The following is a 19,086-nucleotide window of genomic DNA, read 5'->3' as shown; positions in this document are numbered from 1 at the left end:
ACTTTCTTATAAAAAGGGAGAAGGGATTTCCCCGACAAGGTTACTGCTGAGCGGTATTGGTGTAGCGGCAGGTATCAGTGCTGCCATGATCATTATGACGCTAAAGCTGACACCTGAAAGCTACACGTTTGTGGCAAATTGGCTGGCTGGAAGCATATGGGGATCAAACTGGAAATTCGTCATGGCACTGTTGCCTTGGCTTATCGTATTGCTTCCCTTCGCATATTATAAAGCCAATGTAATGAATGTACTGAACCTAGGAGATCAGACAGCATCCGGCTTAGGTACTCCTATCGAAAGAGAGCGTATTCTTCTTCTTGCTGCTGCAGTGGGGCTTGCTAGTTCCAGTGTATCAGTTAGTGGTGGTATCGGTTTTGTTGGTTTGGTCGCTCCGCATTTGGCGAGAAAGCTGGTGGGACCGAAGCATAAGATGCTGCTGGTAACCAGCGCTTTAGTCGGAGCACTACTGGTGCTCGTAGCAGATACGATTACACGATCCTTGCCTTTGCAGAAAGAAATTCCTACAGGTTTGATCGTGGCCATTATTGGTGCGCCATACTTCCTGTATTTGCTGAGCCGCTCCAAGGGATAACACAAAAAATAACCTTCAAAACCACTAAGAAAGTGGGATGAAGGTTATTTTTCATTTGCGTTTTAGCAGTCTTGCATCTCAACGGGAAGTATTCAAAGCATGAGAGGTTTGATGCAGTTCTCTGATCATTTTGTGCAATGTGTAATTTTCCTGACGTGTCACGCCGTGTTGGTTTTCCTGAACCAGCAACTGATGGATGTTACGTTTAAGAATTTCACTTCGACGTTCCAGCATTTCGGTACTCATAAATAAATGAACACTCCCTTTGTCATGAATAAACCTATATTTTTGAAATGAGCATAGGCTGTAAATCAGCTTGGCTTTCGACTTCTTTAAGTATATCGTGCTGGATGATCCAGGGAAAACGGAGCAAGACAGCAAAATGCTTTTTCTCATCACCCTTGTCGTGGCAACGGCTACTCACCCCATGGGTTCTTAGATATGCTGCCTAATGCTGGTGATAACAGGATATTAGACGTAATTAGCCTATTCGAATATCAATCCACTGCCTGAATCCATTTAAAATTTGGTTGGCTTTCTACAGCAAGTACTGGAGTACGAATATGTTGCGATTCTTTTTGTTTTTGAAAATGAATTGGGATTAGAAGCTAGACAAGGCTTGGGGCATTATTTATACTTAAAAAGCACCCAAAATAACTGCGTATAATATAAATTATACGCAGTTTAGGTTTAAAACGACTTTCTATAGCCTTCTTGAGTAAGATGTCGATTGAATTGTCGATAAAAAGCAGACGAAATTGAACGTTTTACAGTATATTTCAGAATAAGAATGGTAAAGGAGGTCATTGGAATGAGAAAAGAGCAGCGGCATACGGGGGCGGTCACAATAGACGAAACGGATGAAATATATGCTGACGAGCTGGAAGCCTTTTTAGTCTGGATGAAGGATGCGGGATATACAGTACATACGCAAAAAAACTATTTAGGAGATGTAAAGCAGTTTTTATGTACATTGCGGGATAAACCACTTGATCAAGTGAAAAAGATTCATGTCATGTCGTATCTGTCTAAAGCTCGGGAAGGTGGAGCTGGAGACAGTACCCGAAACCGGAAGCATGCAGCGGTGAGCAGTTTTTTCAAAGCACTGCAGGAGTTTGAATTATGCAGCACGAATCCGGCGTCCGGAATTAAAAAAGCAAAGACAGTAAGAAATCGTATGCCCGTGTACCTGGATGAAAATGAAATCCGGCCATTTTTACTCGCGGTGGAAGGGAAATATGCTAATCGGAATACGGCTATTTTTCTGCTCATGGTATATATGGGATTGCGGGTGGGGGAGGTTCACTCTTTGAATGTCTCGGATTACAGCCGAGAACGACGCACTTTAGATGTGTTCGGTAAAGGACGCAAGTGGCGTACTCTTCCAGTGCCGGAGGCTGTGTGTGATATTTTAGACCGTGCAGTGGCGGAAAGATTAACGCCGTGGAGAGGGAAGGAGGATGCAATGTTCGTGTCGCAAAAAGGCCGCCGACTGGCAGTGCGCTCTATCCAGCAGATCGCCACAGAAACGTTCGAGCGATTCCAGCAAGATAAAGGTGCGCAGGCTCGAGTTGCTTACTCCAGCCATAAGCTGCGGCATACGTTTGCAACGATGCTTTTGCGTAAGGGGGCCGATCTGCGTACGGTGCAGGAGCTGCTGGGGCACTCATCCATCCAGACAACCACCGTATATACGCATGTCACGGATCGGGAGAAGGAAAAGGCGATGGATAAGCTGGATATTCAGGTGCCGATGATAGAATCATGAGAAAATATCATGAACGAATAAAGCAGGTTAAACAACAAGATTACATAATATATATTATGTAAGTGACAGGTGCATTATTCATTTTGATTTGGATTTTAATCACCGTTTGGATCGCAAGAATCTGCTATAAATTATTCATTTAAAGTATCTTTTATAGGGGATGAATATATGTTTCCTACTCCAGCAAAACGCGTATTTTCTATAGCATTACCGGCGATTGGCGAAGCATATCTCCAGAGCCTTCTCGGCGTGGTTGACTCATTTTTTATTGCGAGGCTCGGGCTGCTTTCCATAAATGCCGTTGGAGTGACAAATATTTATAGTTTGACGTACCTTGGCGTATTTACCGCAGTTTCCACTGCGATATCTGTTTATGTATCCCGAGCCATTGGTGCTAAAAATTTGGAGCAAGGACGTTCGGCTATTTGGCATGGTTTCGTGGTTGCTTTTATTATAGGGGTACTGATCTCCATGGGGTCGGTCATTTTTGCTGTGCCCCTTTTGCATATCATGGGGGCTTATGGAGAATTGCAAGTGACTGCTTTACCGTATTTTTGTATAGTGCTAGGAATTTCCCCGTTAATAGCATTATTTACTGCTCAATCGGCAGCATTTCGTGCTACAGGAGATACGAGAACGCCTCTTAAAGTTGGACTAGAGATGAATGTGATTCACATTATTTTTGACTACATTCTGATTTTTGGAATTGGATTTATACCCGGATTTGGTTTGGCAGGCGCGGCGTGGGCTATGGTACTTGCCCGGTTGTATGCGTCTTTACGTCTGTGGTGGAAGTCCAGAAAGGTCGAAGCCATTTCGTTATTAAAACAAGACCTAAGAATACAGGTATCATTCTTGGCAAACATGATGAAGTTCGCTATTCCCGTTGCCTTTGAACGATTATCCATGAGACTTGGACAAGTCGTTTATTTTGGCCTAATTGTAAGAATGGGTGTTGAAACATATGCCGCGCATAACATTGCGGGTACACTGACGGTATTCGCATCAACCGTTGGTTCAGGTTTTGCCATAGCAGCCAGTGTAACAATTGGACAAGCAATCGGGAGCAAAAATGATTCTGCTGTACAATCCTACAGACGATGGAGTTATATCCAGTCTGCTGTTTCTATGACGGTTATTACCGCTTTGCTTTGCATCTTTTCGCCTTGGATTGGCTTAATGTTCACCGATAATAGCAATGTAATTCATTTATTGTTTATTGTGCTGGCTATTGACACATTGTCACAACCGTTTTTAGCTTCAGCTCTAGTGGATACTTCAGCCATCCAGGCAGGAGGAAACAGCAAATATCCGATGATCGTGACGACAATTGGTATCTGGGGAGTTCGAACTCTTGGCGTGTACTTATTTGCTTGGCATTTAGGCTTAGGTCTTCCCGCGGTTTGGGCAAGTATCGCTGCTGACAATGCACTGAGAGCTTTTTTATTTATGAGATATCGGAAGAAAGCCAAACCAACGACTTTCCTGGTTATTTAATCCTCAAGAGGTGGGCCTGTATGATAACCTGGTTTGCGAAGTATTGAAGCAGTGCTTGACTTGTAACGCGTTTCATCAGGTAAAGTAAAGTTATAACTGCAAAAAACAGTGAGGACTTTCTTGTGATCCAACCCATTTTTTGTTAATTGTATGAGGTTGCGTATGAAGGTTTACCTTATCTAGCAGAAGAGGGGGTTATATCCTAGTCAAGGGGGATTTGATATTTAAAGGGGAGAAGAGTTAATTACAAGCTATAGAAGTGATTGAGCATTTTGTCTATAATCTAATTATCATCGCTTGTACAAGTGAAGGCGGATTTTAAAAGCTAATATCCAAGAAGAGTACAATGACATTGTGGTTTCTGAGCCCTGGTGGCTGAATTTCACAAAAAAAGTAATTATTATTTTTGAAAACGGTTAATCAGGCATCGAGATCACTCTATGGAGGAAATGGACATGAAAAATAAAATACTCGTTTTTGATATCGGAGGCTCCTTTATCAAGTTTAGTTTATATTTCGAGGATCGCTTTTTAACAAAGGGGAAAGTGGTAACGCCCAGGGATTCACTGGAAAGCCTTATAGTCGCTTTGAAACAAATACACCATCAGTTTATAGATGAAAGTGAAGGTATAGCCATAAGTATACCGGGGGTCGTAAATTCAGAAAGTGGTCATATGGTGCATGGTGGCTCCTTGGATTATATACGTGACATCAATATGATTAAAGTTTTTGAAAAGGCGTTTGGCCTTCCCGTATCAATTGAAAATGATGGAAAATGTGCTGCACTTGGGGAAGCATGGCGCGGCTCATTAGAGGGAATTTCTGATGGTGTTGTCTTGGTCATTGGAACAGGGATGGGAGGCGGAATCATCTCTCAGGGGAAATTGCTGAAAGGACATCATTTATCTGCAGGGGAGTTTTCTTTCATTCGAACGAACAATGAATTCACGAACAACCATGAATATATGCTTGGTTTCCAGGGAAGCAGTGTAACCTTAACCAAAACTGTTGCAAAAATGAAGCAGCTTCCTGAAGGCTCTATTACAGGTGAAAAGGTATTCTCCCTCCTCGAAGAGGGGGATCAAATGGTTCAATCTGTTTTTCAAGCATATTGCCAGAATATAGCCACCCAAATCATCAATCTTCAATCCATCCTTGACCCTGAAAAGTTTGTTATTGGTGGCGGTATCTCTGCAAATCCGCTGCTCGTCATTACGATTAAGCAGGAATTAGAGAAGCTTTATGAGCATTCTCTAATTGATTTTGTTCATGCCAATATTGAACAAAGCAAGTTAGGCAATGAAGCCAATTTGCTTGGTGCTGTTTATAATTACAAAAAATCACATCATCTTGAGATGTAAAATAAAGGAAGTACAAAGCGACATAATAATTATTATGTAAACCGAAATTTTCTTATAATCTTAGATAATGAATATTAAGCGGAAAATGTAGAATCTGCAAGTGGACTGCTTTTTTACAGCATCCAGCTTGCAGATTTTCATTTATGCGTCCCGTCTAGGACAGCTTCCGTTTAGTCAGACTATACGTTTGTACTTGCACTTAATCTTCTGGAGGCGTTTCAATGATCAGACCCGGGACATGTTTACGGCCTAGAAGCTTCCGTTTTTTGCGGTTTTCCTTGGTTTCGAAAACAATGTCCAGATCATAGTCGTCAGGATACAATTCAGTAGCAGCAATGTGAAGCGTGAGCCTCTTTTTGTTAATGGCCAGCTTTTGGCCTTGGATCAAAATTCCCACATTCCCTCGTTCATCCTCTGTTGTACATACGATTCCAGTCCGATTGAGGTAGCCTACAAAAACACTATCGCCAAGCGCAAATGGCTTGGTTTGGGCAGGATGTTTTGGTTCCTTCTGTTTTGTGACAGATGGGGCTATAACCGCTTTCTCATCATCAAGAGCAGGGGGCATAACAAACGGTTCCTGTGTATTCCGAGACGTTCTGCCTGCAGAAATGGCCTGAGAGCGCTCGATAATACGATTCCACATCCCCAGCTTCAAGGCAATTGCGTATGCGTAGCTTTCCCCGGCCTCGCCGATTCGAAGACGGTACAAGGGTTGCAGCGTTTCGGTATCAAACTCCATACGAGCATTTTGGAATCCCGGTGTATTTTCAGCAAAATGCTTGATTTCACTAAAGTGTGTCGTGGCCACTACCGTTGCCTTTCGGCGGTGAAACTCTTCCAGCAGGGCAATAGACAGCCCAACACCTTCTCCTGGATCGGTGCCGGAGGCCATTTCGTCAATCAGAATCAAGGTGGAGCTGCCCGCCGTTTCCAAAATGCTGATCATGTTGCGCACATGCGCTGAAAAGGTGCTCAACGCATGTTCAATGCTTTGTCCATCCCCGATGTCCACCTCGACTTTCTCGAATACAGCCATTCGGCTGCCTTCCAAAACGGGTACAAGCAATCCGGATTGCACCATTAGAGTTAACAGACCGACGCTTTTGAGGGCCATCGTTTTTCCACCAGTATTGGGTCCGGTAATAATGAGCGAAGAATACCCTTGACCGATTGAAAAATCAAGCGGAACCATGGTATTCACCATTAACGGGTGACGTGCACCACGGATGTCTATAATCCCGTCTTGGTTAAGCTCGACGGGCACAGCATCCAGAGTTATGGCATATTTAGCCTTGGCTAATAAAAAATCCAGCACACCTACCGTCTCTGTGTTGATACTGAGCTCCCGGGTGTATGATTCGGCGAGGGCTGTAAGTTCTCCCAGCACTTTCATTTCTTCTTTTGATTCTTCCGCCATGTTTGCACTCTGATCAAATTGCAGGCTGACAATTTCAGCAGGTTCAACGTAAACTGTTTGACCGCTTCCTGATTCATCGAGGACGTTGCCTTTTACTTGTTTACGAAATTCTTTTTTGATGGGAAGCACATAGCGGCCGCCGCGCTGGCTTATCATATTCTCCTGCATGATGGATCGATGGCGGCTGGTGAGAGCATCAAGTTTCCTCTTAATACGTTCTTCAGTGACCGTTATTTTTTTGCGAATTTTAGCCAGCTCTTTACTGGCGGTATCTGTCACTCGTCCTGCATAAATACATTTCTCAATTTCGGACAAAAATGGCTCCATACCATACATGGAGGAAGCGTAGGCACTGACAGTTGGAGCGGCATCTGCCTTCGAATTCATGTATTTTATGAGTTGGCTGCAACTTCTTATAAACTGAGCCATGTGAGAAAAATCGCGCTCGCTGAACAAATACCCGGTTCCCAACAAGTGAAGAATGTGTTCCATCCCTTCCAGTGAGGGGATAGGGACGCTTGCTCCGTGGCGTATCAACTGCAAGGCTTCGTTTGTTTCATTAAGACGAGTCCTAATTGTACGAATGTCTGTAATGGGAAGCATGGAAGCGGCATGATGCTTACCAAGGTAAGAAAAGGCACATTCGGAGACTCTTGTTTTGATTCGGTCGTATTCCAAACGTTGCATTGTGGTTTCATTCATGAGAAATCTCTCCTTTGGTGGTTTGTCAGGGATTTTTGGAACCTTGCTGCAAAAGAAAAAGGGCGGAGAATGAACAAATCGTTCATTCTCCGCCCTTAAGGAAAGAGGGAATTATCGACAAATAAGCCTATCCTTCAGCTTTTGCAGCCCAATCTCTACGACTTCAATTCATTCACGTATCAGCACATTTGCAAGCCATTCGGCTCGTGAACGAAAGACGTTTAAAAGAAGGATACAAAATCTGAAAACAAAAAAACCGCGCTGAACACAGCACGGAATAGGCCTAGATGAAAATAATCCCTGAGGCGATTTATGATATCCGCATGTTCTTAACTAATATCAGGGGAAAAACACAGCAACAAACAAACCTGCCCCCGAAGGGTACAAGCGCCTGATGGTCTTCCCTGAATATGCAATTGCTTAGTTAAGAACGTTCACCGACATCAAAATCTCTCCCTTAATTGAAGATATACCCATACTATACGATTAGGAAATCACAAAAGTCAAGGCCAATTCTTCAATTCGATACAATGATGATCAAGAGAACTAAGAAATATAATTTACGTAATAAATATTATGTTAACTTATGAGCGTAAAACGGGTGCCTGATCGTTCTCCTTGTGGAAGAAGATAGCTTCCTAGTGTTCCCTGTTCTCCATAGTATGCGAGGTAAAATATAGTTAGTAAAAGAGTAAAAAGGAGTCATTAAAATAAAGTGAAATAGCTATTACAATCGAATTGGTAGCGCTATCAAGTTTTATTTGCGGGAGAAAAAAAGGATATATAGGGGGAGGCATCATGAATAAAACCAAGGAATCATTAACTGATAAATTGCAGAAAGTTGTTGGACCATTTGCCAAAAAAGTTAATGGGAATATTTATGTTTCTGCAATTAGAGATGCTATGCTAGCTTATATGCCATTTACATTTATCGCTTCAATATTTTTAATAATCGCTTATTTTCCAGTTACTCAAGTAACCGATTTTATAACAAAAATGCTGGGAACTTCAGATGCAAGTGTATGGCAAGAAAAATTATTGTATGTAAATAACGCAACATTAGCAGTAGGTGGGTTAATTGTTGTAATTTCAATGTCAAAATCGATTGCAGATAAATTAAAAACAAATGTGCTGCAATGCGTAATTACGGCAGTTGTATCCTTTTTATTAGTTACACCACTTAATACAATAGATGGAGTCATGTATTTGGACATTTCGAGAATAAGTGCGAAATCCATGTTTTTGTCAATTCTCATTGGTATATTCAGTACTCTTATTTATAAAAAAGTTGCTGATAAGGGCTTCAAAATTAAAATGCCACCCTCTGTACCGCCAGCAGTAGCAGGACCATTTGAATCAGCAATTCCTTCTTTTATTGTTATTGCATTCTTTTTGTGCATTAGGTTAAGTATTGAATTGTTATTCAATACTAACGCTCTTGATCTAGTAAACAATATATTGGGAAAACCTCTAACTTATTTAGGAGGCTCTTTAATTGGGCTAGTTATTGTTAAAATTTTTGAGCAGTTTTTATGGTTTTTTGGATTGCATGGAACATCTATCATCCAAGCTGTTATGGACCCTATTCATCAGGTACTTGAAGATCAAAACAAGGTGGCTTCGATTGCTGGAGAGTTGCCCATCAATATTATAAGCATGAGTTTTAGAAACCATTTCGCTGGCATTGGTGTCATAGGTGCAGTAATTGCAATTTTGTTAGTGGCAAAAAGCAAACAATATAAACAAGTGGGGAAAATTGGAGGGGCTCCATATTTGTTTAATGTGGGTGAGCCGGTTCTGTTTGGAATTCCATTAGTGCTTAACTTTAGTTATATTTTCCCTTTCATTTTCTCAAATGCAATTTCTACGGTTGTCGCATATTTTGCTTTTTCAGCGGGATTAGTTCCTTTACCTACCGGTCTGGCACAAATTCCTTGGACAACTCCCATAATTATTAGCGGTTACTTAGTTACCGGTAGTATTCGAGGAGCAATTCTGCAATTAGTTTTGTTGGCTATGACAACATTAATTTGGCTACCTTTTGTGAAAATGGCAGATAAAAAAGTGTTTGAAGAAGAGCAATTGAATTCATCAAATTGAACTAAAGTGAATGGCCACTTAGGTCCATACAAATAATTTTTTGAATAGAAAGGTGATTAGCGATGAAATTATTGGGAGTGCTTTTAGCTCTTTTCTTGTTTGTCTCATTTGCAAATGAAAAAGCAAGTGCTCAAACAATATCCATTCCCTTGAGAGAAGTAAATTCATCAGGATCAGCACCTCATTATTATAAATATGATGCAAGTCAAAATGGATTTGAAAGCTCGCGCTCGGATATTCTTTCGCCCAGCTACAATGTTTATGCCGGTAATCTCACCTTAGATGAAGCAAAGCAATTAATAAGTAATTTGGGTATCGTGAATAATATAAATGAATGGGGATCTACCATTCGTTTCATTAATCCGCTTAATCAGTCAGGCTATGATGAAAAAGATGCTGAAGCGTTTATAGATTTGGTATCTAATGAAATTGTACGAAATGTCAAAGTAATTGGAATTGGAGAAGGTGCAACATTTGTGAATAATTATTTGTCAGACAAAGGTTATTGTATAGCTGGCATTATGTTATATGGGGGTTCAATTGACGAAAATAAGAGCTTAGGTGTGGCCATTCCTGCCTACCTGAGCAATCCTTCTGAAAAGGTGCTTTCGTACTATGTTAAAGGAAACAGCGCAATTGAAAAATCATCACCTAATAAAACGATAAAATCCTATGTGAATAAAGAAAATGAATATAAACAAGTTATAGCCAGTACTCAAAATGAAAGTTTGTCAGAAGCTTTTCAAAACGCATGGAAACAGGTTTTTTCAAAAAATTATCGCATGCATAATGAAGTAACAGAATTTTATAATTCAAACCCTAAGGATTATACGAGCGAATATACTTTGACAGGCATTCCATTATTTGATGATTTGGACCTTACGTATAATCAAATGATTGATCAACCGGTTAATGGGACTGGCAAGTATATGTGGTATGAATATGTTCCTTCAAATATTAAAACATTTCCAGAAAAAACGGTTCCTCTGATCGTTACCTTACATGGAACAGGCAATGACCCGCGAATACAAGGCGATACTAGTGGATGGACAGAATTGGCTTCCAAAGAAAAGCTTATCGTTGTTTCCCCCGAATGGGAGGATAAGAGTAAGAACTTTAATCATAATGATGGTCTGGGAGACGCTGGAGTAGCAAGCTTGGTCAAGGATCTTCAAAAGAAGTACCCGCAAATTGATCCATCAAGAACCTATGTTACAGGTTTGTCGGCTGGTGGCTCTAAGACTTCTCTTTACGGAGTGAAGTATTCTAATATTTTTGCAGCTGCTGCGGCCGTTTCTGCTCCTGGTGTGGATAAGAAGGAAATTACTGAAATCTCAAAAAGCTATAAAAGTGGAGCAGTTCCTTTTATGTATATGTGCGGAGATCATGATTACCTGCAAATGATTCCAGTGGACGGCTCCAGTAAGTATGGTAAACCAGGTAAATTCGAAGAGGACCCGAATGTGAGTATGTTTGAAGTCATTCAGGCTTATCAACGTATAAATAAGTTAGAAGTATCTAAAACGTATGATATGAAGGCAAACGAATATTATGGAGTCCTATTGGATAATCAGAAATGGTCAAAGCTGGGCGACAAGGATATGTATAGTGGCACATTATCCAATGATCAAGGTGTAGTTGTTATGCAATTGACTGCAATTAAGGATTTGGCTCATTGGAATTACAAACCGGAAGCAGAATTAATGTGGAATTTTTTGAAAAATTATCAAAGGGATATTGCTTCCGGAGAATTAATTGTAAACAAGCATTAAGCGAGTAAGGATATTAACCGGTAGGGCCCGTCTTTCTTGAGGATTGTGTATATGTGATGAAGCAGCTTGGTTAGACACAAGCGATCACTGCAATCTTGTAAGGCGGGCCTTTTTTATCGTTGTATGATTACAAGTGTTATGTCGTGTTCAGTTTGCGAAACTCATTGGGGGTCAATTGGTATGTTTCCTTAAACTTCTGGTAAAAAAAGGTGACGTTATTATAGCCTACTTGCTGACTTATATACTCAATCGAATAGTTTGAGTTCTTAAGCAATGCGCAGGCATGGTTTAGGCGTATTTCTTGAACAATTGCAACAAAGGATTTTCCGGTGCTGCTCTTAATATATCTGCTTAAATAACTTGTATTGAAGGAAAATTTAGCCGCGACATCGCTAAGACTGCAATCACCATAATGTTCCTCGATAAACTGTAAAACATCTCCTATATAATGATGATTAGCTTTTCTTAATTCCATTGACTTTTCTTTTTTGTAAGACTTTAACAACTCCGAAAATATAATGATCATGTAAGCATTAATTACGTCGGTTGAGTAAAAGGACTTGTCAAAGTAGCAGGCTATTAAGCCATTGACTGCATCAAAAAGCTGTTCACTCTCTTGAGTATTAAAAATAATATACTGATCATAATTTTGAGCTTCGGAAATAGAATTTACAATAAATTGGGAGATGATACTGTTAGAAGCCAATCTGCTTAGCATATTAGTTGTGAAATATTCTTTTTTCATAAGTATATTGACGAGAATATCATTCTCTGTAGTATTTAAAATTTGGTGAATTACATCGGTATCGAGTATACATAAATCTCCCTTACAGAGCGTAACTTTTTGTCCATTTATGTTTATTTGGACACTTCCTGTGTATACATAATTCAATTCAATAAAATCGTGTGAGTGCAGAGGAGTGTAGGAGAAACGATTGTGTTTGCATATTAAGAGGGGAGAGTTTTCGAGATTTTTAGAAATTTGGGGGTCTTTTTCCATGAAATTACCAAGATGCTTTTCAAAAGTATATCTATAAACGTTTTCTCCGTTAAAGGTTCTGTAAATATCAAACTGGTTGGAGTTGTCTTCTATTTTATCAATCATTGATTCTTTGAAATATAGCTCTCGAGGTGTGAGCCTTTTTAAAAAATGATATACCTCTTTTTTGTTCATAAGGCATTCCTCCGATGTAAAAAAAGGTTAGTCATCAAGTCAAAACAAGTCATTAAAAAAACCAATATTTTTGATAAAATAATAATTGTTAGCGCTAACATAGTAATATTATTTGATGGTTTCGTCAATGAAATATATTTATTCAAGCTTAATATGAAATAGACAAGTAAAAAAATGATAGCATTTAGTATTAGTATGCAACACCGAACATAAGCAGAAAAACCAATGGAAAGAGAGCTGTTATACGTTGAATACTATTAGTAGTATTAAAATCAATGGTTTGACTACTGCCTTTTCGGTGGATTTGAAAAAAGAGATTTTATTGGATTGGAGCCGCTTTGATTGCTGTCAGAAAAGCTATAGTCTGAAAATGATGTGTGAAGATGAAATCGTCTTTAAACTGGAAAATAGGTCTAGTTTCAGCAAAAGAACTTTTGTTACTATTCCGTCAGCATTCAGATCAAGTGTCAGGAAACAATTCGTTCTGCAAATTAAAATAACGGGTCAGAATGAAGAGCAGTATGAGTTGGAAAGTGCTTTTTATTCCGAAAATCTGAATTTGGAGGGTGCGGAGTGGATAACCAGATTAGACAATCCGATTGAAAAAGAATATGAGTACTTTCAAGAAAAGGCTAATATTGTTTTAGAAAAAGAATTTGTTGTAACAAGTGATCTTAAAAAGTCTTTTATTGATATTTGCGGCCTTGGTTATTATTCGTTATTTATCAATGGGGCAAGGGTGCATGATACTTATTTGACGAATGATGTTACTAATTACGACAAAATTGTATATTATGACACGATGGATATCAGTAATTATGTTCACACAGGCAAGAACAAGGTGAGAGTTGAATTGGGAAATGGTTGGTATAATCCCGCCCCGATTCTACTACTTAATAGATACAATATACGTAAACAGCTGGCAATAGGAAAACCATGCCTATTTGCTCAAATTAGCTTATACATGCCTGATGGAAGCACGAAAGTGATCAATACAGATAATACTTGGGTATCTGGCTTCGGTCAATATTTGTCGAATAATATTTACATTGGAGAGCACTTTACGGATGCCACATCTCATGAATTAGCAATGACTACCAAGGTGCATGGCCCCAGTGGAAAGCTGACTCCGAGTTTGATTCCCAAAGTGAAAAGGAAAAAAGAAATTCGTCCTAAAATGATTAAAACAACTGAATCTTATATCATTATGGATTTGGAAGAAATCATTTCTGGTCAAGTTGGTTTTCATATCAATAAAGAATTTATAGGAGAGATTACTCTTTATTATGCGGAGGATATGGGGAGTAATCACGAATTAAACTTTTTGACAAGTATTAGTGGTCTTTATGGGATGTCAGATAAGCGGAATCATATTCATCCAGAGGACCCTGTCATTCAAAAGGACAAAATAACAAAAACCAGACCGGAACCGTTGTATTTTGAAAATACCTATACGTACCATTCATTTCGTTATATTAAAGTGGAGTTTAAACCTGTAGATCAGGTTACTTCAGGTGAAGAAAATAATTGTATTTTGGAAAAATTCACTTCTTATCGTGTTCATACGGATTTGCAAAAAATATCAACTTTTTTCTCATCCAGCACAGAACTGAATGCTTTGTGGGATGCGAGTATAGACACCAGGTTGAACAACATTCATTCCTATTTCGAGGATTGCTCAAGAGAGCGACTGGGATATGGCGGAGATATTGTAGCACTTCTGGATACGCAGATGCTTACTCTTGACACAGAAAACCTGCTCAAAAAAGTGTTCTTAGATTTTGCTGCTGATCAGACGATGCAAGGAGGTATTACACAAACTGCTCCTTATGTCGGCATCATGACTCATGGACCTTCCAATGGTTCAGGCTCGATTGGCTGGCAATTGGTTTTTCCTTCTATAGGCCATGCGATCTGTAATAAGTACAAGGATGCAGGCTTTGTAGAAAATAACACACAATATTTGGTAAAACATCTGAATTATCTATTGAGCTTTGATTACGACTATATCAAGCACTGCTGTCTTGGCGATTGGGGATCAGTAGATACATCGATACAGAGTGGAAAGATTTATACGCCGGACCAGACCTTTTGTTCTGCATGCATGTATTTGATTATTCTAAGACAATATCAAAAATTGTTTGCATCACTTGGGAAATCCGGTTCAATGTACGATGTGCTTCTGGAAAGAATAGAATCTGTCAAAGCACGTATTATGGATGAATTTTATACTCACAAGGGTTACTTTGCCACTGGCTCGCAATCCAGTTTTATATTCGGCATTCAAGCAGGATTGCTTGAGCGTGAAATTCAATCTCTTGTTGAAGAGAATTTGCTGAAAAAACTTGAACAAGACTCGTGGATATTTAAATTCGGGATTTTTGGCATGTCATGGGCATTTGAAATCTTGTCACAATTAGGTGAAGAACAGCATGTGTATCAGTGGTTAACTCGAGAAGAAATGCCGAGTTATCGAGCCATGCTTTCGAGAGGCAACAAAGTGCTCAGTGAATATTTTCCGATACAGATTTCGAATCCGTTACATGCAAACGCATCATTTAATCATGCGATGTTTGCATCGTATAGTAGCTGGATGATACGTAATCTTATTGGAATTAATACCTCTGAGCAAGATGAACACGTCATGATTCAACCTTACTTTCCTAATGAATTGGAATTTGCACATGGAGCTATCGATACATTAGTTGGAAAGGTTTCTCTTGAATGGAAAAAGCAATGTGAAGGAAAATATGAGTTGAATGTAAGCTTACCGTTAGGAATGAAATATTCCATAAAACAAAATTCAATTTATAACATTGTAGCTCAAGAGACTGGTACAAATAATAAAAACAGACTTGTAAAAATAGTCTATGAACTAGACCATATGACATAGGAGTTGGCGAGAAATGGATTACGAACAAGCCATTATGCAATTAATTGCAAGCAGCGGAGAGGCGAGAAGCTTGAGCTTAAAAGCTATACGAGTTGCACGTGAAAACAATATACAGGGTGCAGAAGAAGTGCTGATGCAGGCCAAAGAGCAGCTTACTAAAGCCCATAAAGTTCAAACAGGCTTGATTCAGGCTGAAAGTCGGGGGGAAAAAAACGAAGTTTCCCTCCTGCTGATTCATGCACAGGATCATCTCATGAATGCCTTGACTGTACGTGAGCTGGCTATTGAAATGGTAGAGGAAATTAAAATGAGAATCGAACTTGCAGACCAATTGAAAGGAAGAGTGAACTAAGATGAAAAAGATATTACTGGCTTGTGCAGGAGGATTTTCTACCAGTATGCTGGTAGAGAAAATGAAAGAGGCGGCTCGTGCGCAGAATGTGGAGGTTGTAATTGAAGCTTGTAGTGAGAGTAGTATAAGAGAGCATATGCCAGTTGATATTGTCATGCTGGGTCCCCAAATGGGACACGCCGAAGATGATGTGAAGAAAGAAGTCGGCAACGAGATTCCAGTTACCGTAATTAATATGATGGATTATGGAATGATGAATGGAGCGAACGTGCTGAAAACAGCGCTGGATATGATATGAGCTTTCCCATAGTAAAATGTTCATGATACAAACGTTAAGAAACCGCCCCGGGAGGATGGAAAATCATAACTCCAGGGGCGGTTTCTTTCTTGTGCTGTTATTCAGAATCATCGGCTACCACAGCTCGTACAGGCTGCCTGTCACGAAGCAATGGCAACAATAGCATCGCTCCGACTAAAAACAAGCGGGCGCTCACGGTATATACGGTGTCCAGGGAGGATTCGCGTTTAAGTGTCCCGCAAGAGCAAATGTACAAAAATTGCTATATCAAATTTACATTTTGATTTTCATAACATTTATTATGTAAACCTAGATGTGCAACTTAACCATTTGCCTTCGAAACGGATGTACCTTTTAAATTCATAGTGATATAATTACGCGTACATGCCTGAAAAGGAGCGTATGGAAGTAAATGAACTTTCAAGTGGATTTTTTATCTTTTTTTGTAATTCAGGTAGACGGAAAGGAAGGGCAAGGCGGCAAGTCCTATAAGCATTACGCTACGATGGATGACTATGATTATGACGAAAGCGATGTTAAAAAATTTCTGGACGGGGAATTTGCCCGTATCAGCAAACGCAAGGTCGAGAAAAACCCAAGCACTGAGCAGGCCCCGACCAAAATTGGTCGTTTTATCGTCGAACCGGAGCATGATCTGAGCAGCAATCCGAATTTCAATATGTTCGCACGGCTGCGAGCGGCAGAGGAGAAGGAAGAGTTCAAAAACGCATGCGACGATCTGGTGCGAATGTATCTGGATACAAGCGCGGTACGTGGTGGAGCATTGATCATTGTACAGGCTACCTTAAATACACACTCGGACGATCCGTTTATTTTTGTGCTCAAATGCGACTTTGAACCCAAAATTGCCCGGATAACGGAAAGCAGTCTGGTCAGTGAAGTTGAAATGGCCATTTCAGCACGTAATATGAAATCCATTATGTATCCTTACATGCTGGAGGAGGGCATGAACGATGAATGGGAGCTTAAGATTCACCAATCTTCCCATGCCCGTTATTTTGAGGATTTTCTGAAATTTGTGACCTATGAGCAATCCATGCCGGAAATCGTCAATGACCATGTCATGGGTTTTGTTCAGAACTATGTAGAAACCAAATGGCCAGATGCATCTAATGAGGAAAGACAGCAGGAAGAGCGCGAACTGGAGCTTTGGGCGGCCAGTGAAAAGCGTGATTTGCAAGGGAAATGGGAACCTCTGCAGGTCGTAGAGGCTGCACAGCACATTGTAGAGCTGAAACCAGAAATTGAAGTTCGCTTCAAGCTGGATGATACGGCAGTGCGTGGGCTGTTGTCCGACTTTGGGGCCAAGATGCATATTACGAAGCTGCATGACAGATATGCGCTTATCATTGAAGGTGATGCATTTACCTTTGAAAAGGGTTTTTCACCAATTGAGCTGCTTCAACCGGAATCGTTTGAAACGGTAGCTGAGCGGCTGAAAGAGAAACGCCGGCAAGAAGCAGAGGATGGCGATACTCCGCCTTGGTAATTCGACTATCGTATGTGAAACAAGCTGAACTCTTATATAACTGATCAAAAAACTGGCCTCTCGGGCGGATATTTCCGCTGTGGAGGCCAGTTTTTGTTTTCGTTTAGCTTTTTTGCCTGTTCTACAGATGCACTTTACTGATTTGATCTTTTAACTTGTCCGCCGATTGAAGCAGTTTTGCCCGTTCCTCATCATTGAGCGGAAGATCCAAAATTTCACGTACCCCGTTGTGATCCACGATACTTGGGACACCCAAATATACGTCAGATACTCCGTTATAATCTTCCAGCAAGGTGGACACATTAAGTACAGACCCTTCGTCTCCGAGAATAGCGGCTACGATCCGGTCCAGAGCCAGCCCGATGGCGTAAGAAGTTGCGCCTTTGGCATCTATAATTTCATAGGCTGCATTTTTGGTGCTTTCGAAAATTTCATTTTTCGTGTCTTCGTTCAGCTCCAGTGGAGTTCCTGCAACGTTGGCCGTGCTCCATACAGGCAGCTCGGAGTCACCATGTTCACCAATAATATGAGCATGGATACTGCGTGGATCTATGCCTTTTTGCTTACCGATCAAATAACGGAAGCGCGCGCTGTCCAATAGCGTACCCGATCCGATAACCCTGCTTGAAGGCCAACCGCTGCGTTTCCAGGAGATGTAGGAGAGAATGTCTACCGGATTGGTTGCAATCAGCAATATGCCGTGTGTGTTCACCTTAACGATATTATCAATGATGCTTTCAAAAATTTCGGCATTACGCTTGAGCAGGTCGATACGTGTTTCTCCCGGTTTTTGCGAAGCACCTGCTGTAACAATAATGATGTCCGCGTCACGGCAATCTTCATAATCACCAGCCCATACTTTGACGCCGCCGAGAAAAGGAAGCCCATGATTCATATCGAGCATTTCCCCCTTCGCCTTTTTGACGTTGACATCAATAAAGACAAGTTCTGACATGCGTTGGCGTAGCAGCAGGGTATAACCGGTCGTTGTGCCGACTGCTCCCATGCCAACAATGGCCACTCTGCTTCGTTTGTAAGGTTTTAAGCTCATAAAATCCTCATCTCCTTCTCGGGTTGTTTACCTTTTCATTTTAGAATAATTATTTAAAATTTATCTTTCCAACTTAGTTTAACGTATATGTGTACTCTACTGCAAAAAAATATGACATTTCTCCTTGACTTCAAAGCGAGACTCGCTAATAATTAATCGAATGCTAGGAACATACACTAAAGCGTTGCAGCAGCGATATTAACGTATGAATTAGGGAAAGAGGATTATGGATATGGACTTATTTCGAAAAAAAACTGGACTACTCCCACATGAGGAAAGCGGATCTACAGGACAGTTAAAGAGAACGATGAGCGCCTTTGACCTTACTATGCTGGGTGTAGGTTGTATCATCGGTACCGGGATTTTTGTTATCACTGGCAAGGCAGCAGCAGAAAATGCAGGTCCCGGATTGATGCTCTCTTTTGTAATTGCAGGGATTGCCTGTGTGCTGGCTGCTTTGTGCTATGCAGAGCTTTCATCTACAGTCCCCGCAGCGGGCAGTGCTTATGCATATAGTTATATTGTATTTGGAGAGATTCTGGCCTGGGTGCTGGGATGGGACTTGATTCTGGAATATGGAGTGGCGGCCGCCTCTG

15 protein-coding genes are annotated in these 19,086 nt (G+C 40.5%); 11 read left to right on the top strand and 4 right to left on the bottom strand.

Annotated features, from left to right (window positions below; all coding sequences use genetic code 11):
* On the top strand, positions 1-592 hold a 592-nt coding region (locus WG8_RS29035; RefSeq protein ID WP_007432476.1), incomplete at its 5' end, for a FecCD family ABC transporter permease.
* Positions 593-670: 78 nt separating this feature from the next.
* Here WG8_RS29035 and WG8_RS27510 read toward each other — a convergent pair.
* Positions 671-838 (bottom strand): hypothetical protein, encoded by a 168-nt coding sequence (locus tag WG8_RS27510; protein WP_007432475.1) that lies wholly within the window; start codon positions 836-838, stop codon positions 671-673.
* Positions 839-1,403: 565 nt separating this feature from the next.
* Here WG8_RS27510 and WG8_RS21970 point away from each other — a divergent pair.
* The 3 genes from WG8_RS21970 to WG8_RS21960 all read left to right on the top strand — a co-directional run bounded on the left by WG8_RS21970 (position 1,404) and on the right by WG8_RS21960 (position 5,218).
* Positions 1,404-2,360: a tyrosine-type recombinase/integrase gene (locus WG8_RS21970; RefSeq protein ID WP_007432474.1), complete on the top strand. Its 957-nt coding sequence runs from the start codon at positions 1,404-1,406 to the stop codon at positions 2,358-2,360.
* A gap of 168 nt (positions 2,361-2,528) precedes the next feature.
* The gene (locus WG8_RS21965) at positions 2,529-3,857 is read left to right on the top strand and encodes an MATE family efflux transporter (protein WP_007432473.1); all 1,329 of its coding nucleotides are present in this window, start codon (positions 2,529-2,531) and stop codon (positions 3,855-3,857) included.
* Between the two features lie 455 nt (positions 3,858-4,312).
* A complete protein-coding gene (locus WG8_RS21960) occupies positions 4,313-5,218 on the top strand; it encodes an ROK family protein (RefSeq protein WP_007432472.1) in 906 nt (301 codons plus the stop codon).
* A gap of 199 nt (positions 5,219-5,417) precedes the next feature.
* Here WG8_RS21960 and WG8_RS21955 read toward each other — a convergent pair whose 3' ends face one another.
* Positions 5,418-7,340 (bottom strand): endonuclease MutS2, encoded by a 1,923-nt coding sequence (locus WG8_RS21955; protein WP_007432471.1) that lies wholly within the window; start codon positions 7,338-7,340, stop codon positions 5,418-5,420.
* Between the two features lie 798 nt (positions 7,341-8,138).
* Between WG8_RS21955 and WG8_RS21950 the strand changes: the two genes are divergently transcribed.
* Both WG8_RS21950 and WG8_RS21945 read left to right on the top strand, forming a co-directional pair.
* Positions 8,139-9,440, top strand: coding sequence for a PTS sugar transporter subunit IIC (locus tag WG8_RS21950; protein WP_043891327.1), 1,302 nt, complete (start codon positions 8,139-8,141; stop codon positions 9,438-9,440).
* A 62-nt stretch (positions 9,441-9,502) separates the two neighbouring features.
* Positions 9,503-11,212 carry a PHB depolymerase family esterase gene (locus WG8_RS21945; RefSeq protein ID WP_007432470.1) on the top strand — a complete coding sequence of 570 codons (1,710 nt, stop codon included), beginning with the start codon at positions 9,503-9,505 and terminating at the stop codon, positions 11,210-11,212.
* A 136-nt stretch (positions 11,213-11,348) separates the two neighbouring features.
* On the opposite strand, the gene WG8_RS21940 is transcribed toward WG8_RS21945, so the two are convergent.
* A complete protein-coding gene (locus tag WG8_RS21940) occupies positions 11,349-12,386 on the bottom strand; it encodes an AraC family transcriptional regulator (protein ID WP_043891326.1) in 1,038 nt (345 codons plus the stop codon).
* 247 nt (positions 12,387-12,633) lie between these two features.
* Between WG8_RS21940 and WG8_RS21935 the strand changes: the two genes are divergently transcribed.
* The 4 genes from WG8_RS21935 to WG8_RS21920 all read left to right on the top strand — a co-directional run bounded on the left by WG8_RS21935 (position 12,634) and on the right by WG8_RS21920 (position 17,439).
* The gene (locus tag WG8_RS21935; RefSeq protein ID WP_043891325.1) at positions 12,634-15,279 is read left to right on the top strand and encodes an alpha-L-rhamnosidase-related protein; all 2,646 of its coding nucleotides are present in this window, start codon (positions 12,634-12,636) and stop codon (positions 15,277-15,279) included.
* Positions 15,280-15,292: 13 nt separating this feature from the next.
* A complete protein-coding gene (locus WG8_RS21930; protein WP_007432468.1) occupies positions 15,293-15,631 on the top strand; it encodes a PTS lactose/cellobiose transporter subunit IIA in 339 nt (112 codons plus the stop codon).
* Position 15,632: 1 nt separating this feature from the next.
* Positions 15,633-15,929: a PTS sugar transporter subunit IIB gene (locus WG8_RS21925; protein WP_043891324.1), complete on the top strand. Its 297-nt coding sequence runs from the start codon at positions 15,633-15,635 to the stop codon at positions 15,927-15,929.
* 412 nt (positions 15,930-16,341) lie between these two features.
* Positions 16,342-17,439 carry a DUF3900 domain-containing protein gene (locus WG8_RS21920; protein ID WP_007432466.1) on the top strand — a complete coding sequence of 366 codons (1,098 nt, stop codon included), beginning with the start codon at positions 16,342-16,344 and terminating at the stop codon, positions 17,437-17,439.
* A gap of 121 nt (positions 17,440-17,560) precedes the next feature.
* Here WG8_RS21920 and WG8_RS21915 read toward each other — a convergent pair whose 3' ends face one another.
* Positions 17,561-18,490, bottom strand: coding sequence for an L-lactate dehydrogenase (locus WG8_RS21915; RefSeq protein ID WP_007432465.1), 930 nt, complete (start codon positions 18,488-18,490; stop codon positions 17,561-17,563).
* A gap of 232 nt (positions 18,491-18,722) precedes the next feature.
* Between WG8_RS21915 and WG8_RS29030 the strand changes: the two genes are divergently transcribed.
* The coding region (locus WG8_RS29030; protein WP_007432464.1) for an amino acid permease at positions 18,723-19,086 on the top strand (364 nt) is incomplete at its 3' end.

This window comes from Paenibacillus sp. Aloe-11, assembly GCF_000245715.1.
GTDB classification, from domain to species: domain Bacteria; phylum Bacillota; class Bacilli; order Paenibacillales; family Paenibacillaceae; genus Paenibacillus; species Paenibacillus kribbensis.
The sequence above is the reverse complement of the archived record's forward strand: the minus strand, read 5'-3'. Positions and strand labels throughout refer to the sequence as shown.

What these genes read in the sequence shown, in the direction of transcription:
- WG8_RS21950 (WP_043891327.1), top strand. Translation starts at nt 8,139, where the DNA reads ATGAATAAAACCAAGGAATCATTAACTGATAAATTGCAGAAAGTTGTT.
- WG8_RS27510 (WP_007432475.1), bottom strand. Translation starts at nt 838, where the DNA reads ATGAGTACCGAAATGCTGGAACGTCGAAGTGAAATTCTTAAACGTAAC.
- WG8_RS21940 (WP_043891326.1), bottom strand. Translation starts at nt 12,386, where the DNA reads ATGAACAAAAAAGAGGTATATCATTTTTTAAAAAGGCTCACACCTCGA.
- WG8_RS21970 (WP_007432474.1), top strand. Translation starts at nt 1,404, where the DNA reads ATGAGAAAAGAGCAGCGGCATACGGGGGCGGTCACAATAGACGAAACG.
- WG8_RS21925 (WP_043891324.1), top strand. Translation starts at nt 15,633, where the DNA reads ATGAAAAAGATATTACTGGCTTGTGCAGGAGGATTTTCTACCAGTATG.
- WG8_RS21965 (WP_007432473.1), top strand. Translation starts at nt 2,529, where the DNA reads ATGTTTCCTACTCCAGCAAAACGCGTATTTTCTATAGCATTACCGGCG.
- WG8_RS21930 (WP_007432468.1), top strand. Translation starts at nt 15,293, where the DNA reads ATGGATTACGAACAAGCCATTATGCAATTAATTGCAAGCAGCGGAGAG.
- WG8_RS21920 (WP_007432466.1), top strand. Translation starts at nt 16,342, where the DNA reads ATGAACTTTCAAGTGGATTTTTTATCTTTTTTTGTAATTCAGGTAGAC.
- WG8_RS21945 (WP_007432470.1), top strand. Translation starts at nt 9,503, where the DNA reads ATGAAATTATTGGGAGTGCTTTTAGCTCTTTTCTTGTTTGTCTCATTT.
- WG8_RS21955 (WP_007432471.1), bottom strand. Translation starts at nt 7,340, where the DNA reads ATGAATGAAACCACAATGCAACGTTTGGAATACGACCGAATCAAAACA.
- WG8_RS21915 (WP_007432465.1), bottom strand. Translation starts at nt 18,490, where the DNA reads ATGAGCTTAAAACCTTACAAACGAAGCAGAGTGGCCATTGTTGGCATG.
- WG8_RS21960 (WP_007432472.1), top strand. Translation starts at nt 4,313, where the DNA reads ATGAAAAATAAAATACTCGTTTTTGATATCGGAGGCTCCTTTATCAAG.